At 65.2% G+C, this 9,910-nt stretch carries 4 protein-coding genes; all 4 read left to right on the top strand.

Annotated elements, in window-relative coordinates:
- Positions 1-980, top strand: a 980-nt coding sequence (locus VKI00_RS16875) for an ABC transporter ATP-binding protein (RefSeq protein WP_324439320.1), incomplete at its 5' end; no start/stop codon positions are given.
- Positions 981-1,425: 445 nt separating this feature from the next.
- A complete protein-coding gene (locus VKI00_RS16880) occupies positions 1,426-4,929 on the top strand; it encodes a DNA-directed RNA polymerase subunit beta (RefSeq protein ID WP_414687224.1) in 3,504 nt (1,167 codons plus the stop codon).
- A gap of 42 nt (positions 4,930-4,971) precedes the next feature.
- Positions 4,972-8,922, top strand: a complete 3,951-nt coding sequence (locus VKI00_RS16885) for a DNA-directed RNA polymerase subunit beta' (protein ID WP_324439324.1) — start codon at positions 4,972-4,974, stop codon at positions 8,920-8,922.
- 101 nt (positions 8,923-9,023) lie between these two features.
- A complete protein-coding gene (locus tag VKI00_RS16890; protein ID WP_324439326.1) occupies positions 9,024-9,779 on the top strand; it encodes a deoxyribonuclease IV in 756 nt (251 codons plus the stop codon).
- The last annotated feature ends 131 nt before the right edge of the window (positions 9,780-9,910 follow it).

Genomic DNA, 9,910 nt, shown 5'->3' on the forward strand with positions numbered 1-9,910 from the left:
TGCTGGGCCCGTCGGGTACCGGTAAGTCCGTCTTTTTGAAGTCGCTGATCGGGTTGCTGCGCCCGGAGCGGGGTTCGATCATCGTTGATGGCACCGACATCACCGAGTGCTCGGCCAAGGAGCTCTACGACATCCGCACGCTGTTCGGGGTGATGTTCCAGGACGGCGCCTTGTTCGGGTCGATGAACCTGTATGACAACACCGCCTTCCCGCTGCGTGAGCACACCAAGAAGAAGGAAGGCGAGATCCGTGACGTGGTCATGGAGAAGCTGGAGATGGTGGGTCTTGGTGGGGATGAGAAGAAGTTCCCCGGTGAGATCTCCGGCGGTATGCGCAAGCGCGCCGGGTTGGCCCGGTCGCTGGTGTTGGATCCGAAGATCATCCTGTGTGACGAGCCGGACTCGGGTCTGGACCCGGTCCGTACCGCTTACTTGAGCCAGTTGCTCATCGATATCAACGCCCAGATCGACTGCACGATCTTGATCGTGACGCACAACATCAACATTGCCCGGACGGTGCCGGACAACATGGGCATGTTGTTCCGTCGGCATCTGGTGATGTTCGGTCCGCGTGAGGTGTTGTTGACCAGCGACGAGCCGGTGGTCAAGCAGTTCCTTAATGGTCGTCGGATCGGCCCGATTGGGATGTCGGAGGAGAAGGACGAGGCCACCATGGCCGAGGAGCAGGCCCACTTGGAGGCCGGCCATGTCGATGGCGGTGTCGAGGAGGTCGAGGGTGTGCCGCCCCAGATCCTCGCCACCCCCGGCATGCCCGAGCGCAAGGCGGTCGCCCGTCGCCAAGCCCGGGTCCGGGAGAACCTGCACCTGCTGCCCAAGGATGCGCAGAAAGCGATCCTCGACTCGCTGGAGGGCACCCAGAAATACCCCGTCCCCGACTACGCCGACGAGCCCGACGGTCCGGGCCGGCACCGCGACGAAGACGCCGACACCGCCTCGATCCCCACCCAGCGCGGATACTGACCTCATGTTTGTAGTGACGGCCCGCTGCGCCCGGCTTCGCCGCGCTTGCGACCGTCACGGCCCGATAGGCCTACCCGGAAGGAGTTGATCCACCGACTTGGCGCGTCACCTCTTGACGGAAGCGCCCGAAGGGGCCAATCTGTTGGGCAGTATGCGTGAACGGGTAGATGCAGACGCCAGCCAGCGCCGTTATCCCCGGGCACGGTAGTTGAGGAATGCGCAGTCCTGCGCTATTGTTGGACGTTGCGCTGGCTGCATCCTGCCCACCTCACCTGCCACCTGACACCGTGGTCCCAGCCTGAGCCCGTTTTAGGGCTCAGCGACCTAGTTGCGTGCGTGAGATCCGGACAGTTCGTCCGCCAGCCGAACCGACACAGTTATAGCGGCGAACAGGTCCGGTGGTCTCCGGCACCGTTAGTCGCGCGAGGTGCTGGAAGGACGCATCTTGGCAGTCTCCCGCCAGAGCAAGAAAAACCCTCAAAGTTCTACCTCTAACAGCTCCGTTCCCGGGGCACCTAACCGAATTTCGTTCGCCAAGCTGCGAGAACCTCTCGAGGTCCCAGGTCTGCTGGACGTGCAGACCGACTCGTTCGAGTGGCTGATCGGCGCGCCGCGCTGGCGCGAGGCCGCGGCTGCGCGCGGCGACACCAGACCGGTCGGTGGCCTCGAAGAGGTGCTCTACGAGCTCTCCCCGATCGAGGACTTCTCCGGCTCGATGTCGCTGTCCTTCTCCGATCCACGGTTCGACGAGGTCAAGGCCCCTGTCGACGAGTGCAAAGACAAGGACATGACGTACGCGGCCCCGCTGTTCGTCACCGCCGAGTTCATCAACAACAACACCGGTGAGATCAAGAGCCAGACGGTGTTCATGGGTGACTTCCCGATGATGACCGAGAAGGGCACCTTCATCATCAACGGGACCGAGCGTGTGGTGGTCAGCCAGCTGGTCCGGTCGCCGGGCGTCTACTTCGACGAGTCCATCGACAAGTCGACGGAGAAGCTGCTGCACAGCGTCAAGGTAATCCCGAGCCGCGGTGCGTGGCTGGAGTTCGACGTCGACAAGCGCGACACCGTCGGTGTGCGCATCGACCGCAAGCGTCGTCAGCCGGTCACCGTGCTGCTCAAGGCGCTGGGCTGGACCGCCGAGCAGATCAGGGACCGGTTCGGGTTCTCCGAGATCATGATGTCGACGCTGGAGAAGGACAACACCGCCGGCACCGACGAGGCGCTGCTGGACATCTACCGCAAGCTGCGTCCGGGCGAGCCGCCGACCAAGGAGTCCGCGCAGACCCTGCTGGAGAACCTGTTCTTCAAGGAAAAGCGCTACGACCTGGCCCGCGTCGGCCGCTACAAGATCAACAAGAAGCTGGGCTTGAGCGATAAGCCGGCCGAGACGTCGTCGACGACGCTGACCGAAGAGGACGTCGTCGCCACCATCGAATACCTGGTGCGCCTGCACGAGGGTCAGGCCACGATGACCGTGCCCGGCGGCGTCGAGGTGCCGGTGGAGACCGACGACATCGACCACTTCGGCAACCGTCGGCTGCGCACGGTCGGTGAGTTGATCCAGAACCAGATCCGGGTCGGCATGTCCCGGATGGAGCGCGTCGTCCGCGAGCGGATGACCACTCAGGACGTCGAGGCGATCACGCCGCAGACGCTGATCAACATCCGGCCGGTGGTCGCCGCGATCAAGGAGTTCTTCGGCACCAGCCAGTTGTCGCAGTTCATGGACCAGAACAACCCGCTGTCGGGGCTTACCCACAAGCGCCGGCTGTCGGCGCTGGGCCCCGGTGGTCTGTCGCGTGAGCGCGCCGGCCTGGAGGTCCGCGACGTGCACTCCAGCCACTACGGCCGGATGTGCCCGATCGAGACCCCGGAAGGTCCGAACATCGGGCTGATCGGTTCTCTGTCGGTGTACGCGCGGGTCAACCCGTTCGGCTTCATCGAGACGCCGTACCGCAAGGTGGTCGACGGTGTGGTCACCGACGAGATCGAGTACCTGACCGCCGACGAGGAAGACCGCCACGTCGTCGCGCAGGCCAACTCGCCGCTCGACGAGGGCGCCCGGTTCAGCGAGTCCCGCGTGCTGGTTCGCCGGAAGGGCGGCGAGGTGGAGTATGTGTCCTCGTCCGAGGTGGACTACATGGACGTCTCGCCGCGCCAGATGGTGTCGGTGGCCACCGCGATGATTCCGTTCCTCGAGCACGACGACGCCAACCGCGCCCTGATGGGTGCCAACATGCAGCGCCAGGCGGTTCCGCTGGTGCGCAGCGAGGCACCGCTGGTGGGCACTGGTATGGAGCTGCGCGCCGCGATCGACGCCGGCGACGTCGTCGTCGCCGAGAAGAGCGGCGTCATCGAGGAGGTGTCGGCCGACTACGCCACGGTGATGGCCGACGACGGCACCCGGCAGACCTACCGGATGCGCAAGTTCGCTCGGTCCAACCACGGCACCTGCGCCAACCAGCGTCCGATCGTGGACGCCGGTGAGCGGGTCGGGGCCGGTCAGGTGATCGCCGACGGCCCGTGCACCGAGAACGGTGAGATGGCGCTGGGCAAGAACCTGCTGGTCGCGGTCATGCCCTGGGAAGGCCACAACTACGAGGACGCGATCATCCTGTCCAACCGGCTGGTTGAGGAGGACGTGCTGACCTCGATTCACATCGAGGAGCACGAGATCGACGCCCGCGACACCAAGTTGGGTGCCGAGGAGATCACCCGGGACATCCCGAACGTCTCCGACGAGGTGCTGGCCGACCTGGACGAGCGCGGCATCGTGCGTATCGGTGCCGAGGTCCGCGACGGCGACATCCTGGTCGGCAAGGTCACCCCCAAGGGTGAGACCGAGCTGACCCCGGAGGAGCGGCTGCTGCGCGCGATCTTCGGTGAGAAGGCCCGCGAGGTCCGCGACACCTCACTGAAGGTGCCGCACGGCGAGTCCGGCAAGGTGATCGGCATCCGGGTGTTCTCTCGCGAGGACGACGACGAGCTGCCCGCCGGTGTCAACGAGCTGGTCCGCGTCTACGTGGCCCAGAAGCGCAAGATCTCCGACGGTGACAAGCTAGCCGGACGGCACGGCAACAAGGGCGTCATCGGCAAGATCCTGCCGGTCGAGGACATGCCGTTCCTGCCGGACGGCACGCCGGTGGACATCATCCTGAACACCCACGGTGTGCCGCGACGGATGAACATCGGCCAGATCCTCGAGACGCATCTGGGCTGGGTGGCCAAGGCCGGCTGGCAGGTCGACGTGGCCGGCGGGACGCCGGATTGGGCGGCCAACCTGCCGGAGGATCTGCTGCACGCGGAGCCGAACCAGACCGTGTCGACCCCGGTGTTCGACGGCGCCAAGGAAGAGGAGCTGCAGGGCCTGCTGGCCTCGACGCTGCCCAACCGCGACGGCGACGTGCTGGTCAACCACGACGGCAAGGCGGTGCTGTTCGACGGCCGCAGCGGCGAGCCGTTCCCGTACCCGGTGACGGTTGGCTTCATGTACATCATGAAGCTGCACCACCTGGTGGACGACAAGATCCACGCCCGCTCCACCGGCCCGTACTCGATGATCACCCAGCAGCCGCTCGGTGGTAAGGCGCAGTTCGGTGGCCAGCGGTTCGGCGAGATGGAGTGCTGGGCCATGCAGGCCTACGGCGCTGCGTACACGCTGCAGGAGCTGTTGACCATCAAGTCCGACGACACGGTCGGCCGGGTCAAGGTGTACGAGGCGATCGTCAAGGGCGAGAACATCCCGGAACCGGGCATCCCCGAGTCGTTCAAGGTGCTGCTCAAGGAGCTGCAGTCGCTGTGCCTCAACGTCGAGGTGCTGTCCAGCGACGGCGCGGCCATCGAGATGCGCGACGGCGACGACGAGGATCTGGAACGCGCAGCGGCGAACTTGGGAATCAACTTGTCGCGCAACGAATCTGCCTCGGTTGAGGATTTGGCCTAATTATTTTCTTGTTACTACACCCGCAAGGGGAAAGGGAGTTACGTGTTAGACGTCAACTTCTTCGATGAACTCCGCATCGGCCTGGCCACCGCGGACGACATCCGGCAATGGTCTTACGGCGAGGTCAAGAAGCCGGAGACGATCAACTACCGCACGCTGAAGCCGGAGAAGGACGGCCTGTTCTGCGAGAAGATCTTCGGACCCACTCGCGACTGGGAGTGCTACTGCGGCAAGTACAAGCGGGTTCGCTTCAAGGGCATCATCTGTGAGCGCTGCGGCGTCGAGGTGACCCGTGCCAAGGTGCGTCGTGAGCGGATGGGCCACATCGAGCTGGCCGCGCCGGTCACGCACATCTGGTACTTCAAGGGTGTGCCGTCGCGGTTGGGCTACCTGCTCGACCTGGCGCCGAAGGATCTCGAGAAGATCATCTACTTCGCCGCTTACGTGATCACCGCCGTCGACGACGAAATGCGGCACAACGAGCTGTCCACGCTCGAAGCCGAGATGGTCGTCGAGCGCAAGGCCGTCGAGGACCAGCGCGACGCCGACTTGGAGGCACGCGCGCAGAAGCTGGAGGCCGACCTCGCCGAGTTGGAGGCCGAGGGCGCGAAAGCCGATGCGCGGCGCAAGGTTCGCGACGGCGGTGAGCGTGAGATGCGCCAGCTGCGCGACCGGGCACAGCGTGAGCTGGACCGGCTCGAGGACATCTGGAACACCTTCACCAAGCTGGCTCCCAAGCAGCTGATCGTCGACGAGAACCTGTACCGGGAGCTCATCGACCGCTACGGCGAGTACTTCACCGGCGCGATGGGCGCGGAGTCGATCCAGAAGCTCATCGAGAACTTCGACATCGAGGCCGAGGCCGAGACGCTGCGTGACGTCATCCGAAACGGCAAGGGGCAGAAGAAGCTTCGCGCGCTGAAGCGGCTCAAGGTGGTCGCGGCGTTCCAGCAGTCGTCCAACTCGCCGATGGGCATGGTGCTCGACGCGGTCCCGGTGATCCCGCCGGAGCTGCGTCCGATGGTGCAGCTTGACGGTGGCCGGTTCGCCACCAGCGACCTCAACGACCTGTACCGCCGGGTGATCAACCGCAACAACCGGCTCAAGAGGCTGATCGATCTCGGTGCGCCCGAGATCATCGTCAACAACGAGAAGCGGATGCTGCAGGAGTCCGTCGACGCGCTGTTCGACAACGGCCGTCGCGGCCGTCCGGTCACCGGGCCGGGCAACCGTCCGCTGAAGTCGTTGAGCGATCTACTCAAGGGTAAGCAGGGCCGGTTCCGGCAGAACCTGCTCGGTAAGCGCGTCGACTACTCGGGCCGTTCGGTCATCGTGGTCGGCCCGCAGCTCAAGCTGCACCAGTGCGGTCTGCCCAAGCTGATGGCACTCGAGCTGTTCAAGCCGTTCGTGATGAAGCGGCTCGTCGATCTCAACCACGCGCAGAACATCAAGAGCGCCAAGCGGATGGTGGAGCGTCAGCGTCCGCAGGTCTGGGATGTGCTCGAAGAGGTCATCGCCGAGCACCCGGTGCTGCTGAACCGCGCGCCGACACTGCACCGGCTGGGCATCCAGGCCTTCGAGCCGATGCTGGTGGAAGGCAAAGCCATTCAGCTGCACCCGTTGGTGTGTGAGGCGTTCAACGCCGACTTCGATGGTGACCAGATGGCCGTGCACCTGCCGCTGTCGGCGGAGGCGCAGGCCGAGGCCCGCATCCTGATGCTGTCTTCCAACAACATCCTGTCGCCGGCATCGGGCCGTCCGCTGGCCATGCCGCGACTGGACATGGTGACCGGGCTGTACTTCCTGACCACCGAGATCCCCGGCGACACTGGCGAATACCAGCCGGCCGCCAAGGACCGTCCGGAGTCCGGGGTGTACGCCTCGCCGGCCGAAGCGATCATGGCGATGGACCGCGGTGCGTTGAGCGTGCGCGCCAAGATCAAGGTGCGGCTGACCCAGCTGCGGCCGCCGGCCGAGGTCGAGACCGAGGTGTTCGGCCAAAACAGTTGGCAGCCTGGCGATTCCTGGATTGCCGAGACCACGCTGGGTCGGGTGCTGTTCAACGAGCTGCTGCCGGTCGGGTATCCGTTCGTGAACAAGCAGATGCACAAGAAGGTGCAGGCGGCGATCATCAACGACCTCGCCGAGCGCTACCCGATGATCGTGGTCGCGCAGACCGTCGACAAGCTCAAGGACACCGGTTTCCACTGGGCCACCCGAAGCGGAGTCACCGTGTCGATGGCCGATGTGCTGGTTCCCCCGGGCAAGCAGGAGATCCTGGACGCCTACGAGGAGCGGGCCGACAAGGTCGAAAAGCAGTTCCAGCGTGGTGCTTTGAACCACGGCGAGCGCAACGAGGCGCTTGTGGAGATCTGGAAGGAAGCCACCGACGAGGTTGGTGAGGCGCTGCGCGAGCACTACCCGAGCGACAACCCGATCATCACGATCGTCGACTCCGGTGCCACCGGTAACTTCACCCAGACCCGGACGCTGGCCGGCATGAAGGGTCTGGTGACCAACCCGAAGGGTGAGTTCATCCCGCGGCCGATCAAGTCGTCGTTCCGTGAAGGCCTGACGGTGTTGGAGTACTTCATCAACACCCACGGCGCCCGGAAGGGGTTGGCGGACACCGCGTTGCGTACCGCCGACTCGGGTTACCTGACCCGTCGTCTGGTCGACGTGTCGCAGGATGTCATCGTCCGCGAGCGCGACTGCGAGACCGAGCGCGGTATCGTCGTCGAGTTGGCCGAGCGTCAGCCCGACGGCACCTTGATCCGCGACCCGTTCATCGAAACCTCGGCCTACGCACGCACTTTGGGCACCGACGCGGTCGACGAGAAGGGCAACGTCGTCGTCGCGCGCGGGCACGACCTGGGCGACCCGGAGATCGACGCGCTGCTGGCCGCCGGTATCACGCAGGTGAAGGTGCGTTCGGTGCTGACCTGCACCACCGGCACCGGTGTCTGCGCGACCTGCTACGGGCGCTCGATGGCCACCGGCAAGCTGGTCGACATCGGTGAGGCGGTCGGCATCGTGGCCGCCCAGTCCATCGGTGAGCCCGGCACGCAGCTGACCATGCGCACCTTCCACCAGGGTGGTGTCGGTGAGGACATCACCGGTGGTCTGCCCCGTGTGCAGGAGCTGTTCGAGGCCCGGGTGCCGCGTGGCAAGGCGCCGATCGCCGACGTCACCGGACGGGTGCGTCTGGAGGAGGGCGAGCGCTTCTACAAGATCACCATCGTCCCCGACGACGGTGGCGAGGAAGTCGTCTACGACAAGCTCTCCAAGCGGCAACGGCTGCGGGTGTTCAAGCACGAGGACGGTTCCGAGCGGCTGCTCACCGATGGCGACCACGTCGAGGTGGGCCAGCAGCTGATGGAAGGCTCTGCCGACCCGCACGAGGTGCTGCGCGTGCAGGGCCCCCGCGAGGTGCAGATCCACCTCGTCAAGGAGGTCCAGGAGGTCTACCGTGCGCAGGGCGTGTCGATCCACGACAAGCACATCGAGGTGATCGTCCGGCAGATGCTGCGCCGGGTGACCATCATCGATTCGGGCTCGACGGAGTTCCTGCCCGGCTCGCTGATCGAGCGTGCTGGGTTCGAGGCCGAGAACCGTCGGGTGGTGGCCGAGGGCGGCGAGCCTGCGGCCGGCCGCCCGGTGCTGATGGGTATCACCAAGGCGTCACTGGCCACCGACTCGTGGCTGAGCGCGGCGTCGTTCCAGGAGACCACGCGAGTGCTGACCGATGCGGCGATCAACTGCCGCAGCGACAGGCTCAACGGTCTGAAGGAGAACGTGATCATCGGCAAGCTGATCCCGGCGGGTACCGGTATCAACCGCTACCGCAACATCCAGGTGCAGCCCACCGAGGAGGCCCGGGCGGCGGCGTACACGATCCCGTCGTACGAGGATCAGTACTACAGCCCGGACTTCGGCCAGGCGACCGGAGCCGCGGTTCCGCTGGACGACTACGGGTACTCGGACTACCGCTAGGTTTCGGTAGCGCGACCAGACGCAAAAGCCCCCGCACGCGCGGCGTGTCGGGGGCTTTTGCGTCTGCTCGCCACAATGTGGTGACCCACTAGACTGGCCGAATGCTCATCGGTTCCCATGTCCGCAACGACGATCCCCTGGCCGCCGCGCAGGTGGACGGCGCCGACGCGGTGCAGTTCTTCCTCGGCAACCCGCAGAGCTGGAAAAAGCCGAAGCCGCGTGACGACGCCGAGACGCTGAAAGCATCGATAATCCCGCTGTACGTCCACGCGCCGTATCTCATCAATGTGGCGTCGGCCAACAACCGCATCCGCATTCCGTCGCGCAAGATCCTGCAGGAGACCTGTGACGCGGCCGCGGAGATCAACGCGACCGCGGTGATTGTGCACGGTGGTCACGCTGACGACAACGACATGGAGGCCGGCTTCGAGCGGTGGGTCAAAGCGCTGGACTATCTCGAAACCGATGTGCAGGTGTATCTAGAGAACACCGCCGGCGGCGATCATGCGATGGCCCGCTATTTCGACACCATCGGCAGGCTCTGGGATCACATTGGCGACAAGGGCATTGGCTTCTGCCTCGACACCTGCCATGCCTGGGCCGCAGGCGAAGCGCTGATCGACGCGGTCGACCGGATAAAGGCCCTCACCGGTCGCATCGACCTGGTTCACTGCAACGACTCGCGAGATGCGGCGGGCTCCGGCGCCGACCGGCATGCAAATTTCGGCACCGGCCAGATCGACCCGGAGCTGCTCGCTGCGGTGGTCAACGCGGCCGACGCTCCGGTCATCTGCGAAACCGCCGACGAGGGCCGCAAGGACGACATCGCGTTCCTGCGGGAAAAGACCGCAAGCTGATTTGCGCACCAGCTAGTGGTCGCGCGTGCGGGCCGGAGTTGTCAAGAGGCGCTTGGCAACAGACACCTCGCCGGGTCAGCGGCCCTGGCCGTCCCGTGTGCGCACAACGCGGCGGCAATGAAGCCGATAAC

It is taken from the genome of Mycobacterium sp. (genome assembly GCF_035314665.1).
GTDB lineage: Bacteria > Actinomycetota > Actinomycetes > Mycobacteriales > Mycobacteriaceae > Mycobacterium.